The sequence below is a fragment of the Micromonospora sicca genome (assembly GCF_003172935.1).
GTDB lineage: Bacteria > Actinomycetota > Actinomycetes > Mycobacteriales > Micromonosporaceae > Micromonospora > Micromonospora sicca.
In genome coordinates this window covers 1-616 of sequence record NZ_QGKS01000445.1, presented here as the reverse complement: position 1 = coordinate 616, position 616 = coordinate 1, and the positions used below count along the sequence as shown (strand labels likewise).

1 pseudogene is annotated in these 616 nt (G+C 76.8%); it reads left to right on the top strand.

What is annotated here, in order from left to right:
- A pseudogene (locus tag DKT69_RS33320) lies at positions 1–616 on the top strand (putative baseplate assembly protein); the annotation flags it as partial.

Genomic DNA, 616 nt, shown 5'->3' with positions numbered 1-616 from the left:
GCGTTCACCCGGGCCGCCGTCTACAGCTTCGCCCGCCCCGGCGAGGTCGAGGTGGTGCTGGTGCCGTACGTGCCGGAGGCGGCCCGCCCCGGCGGCCGGCTGCCCGTGGCGGTGCTGCGCGACCACGAGGTCGAGGAGGCCCGCCGCCGGGTCGCCGACGACCTGGACCGCCGACGCGCGCTGGGCACCAGCGTTCGCGCCGGCTGGGCCCGCTACAAGGCGGTGTCGATCCGGGCCCGGGTGGTGGTCCGCCGGGAGGAGGACGTCGACGCGGTCCGCCAGCGCATCCACGACCGGCTGCACCAGACACTCAGCCCGCTGCCCACCCCGCTCAACCCGGCCGGCTGGGCGTTCGGCGAGCCGCTGCGGGCGTCCAACGTGTACCGGATGCTGGAGCACGCCGAGCCGGGCGTGCGGTACGTCGAGTCGGTCCGGTTCGTCGTCGACGAGGCCCCCGACGCGCAGGTACGCACCCTCGCCGTCGACCAGTACCAGCCCGGCACCTGGTACGCCGGCCGCGGGCCGGTGCTGTTCCGCTCGACCAACGCCGGATCGGGCTGGGAGCCGGCCGGCCGCTTCGAGGGCGAGAGCGTGCTGCGGGTGACCCCCGCCCCCG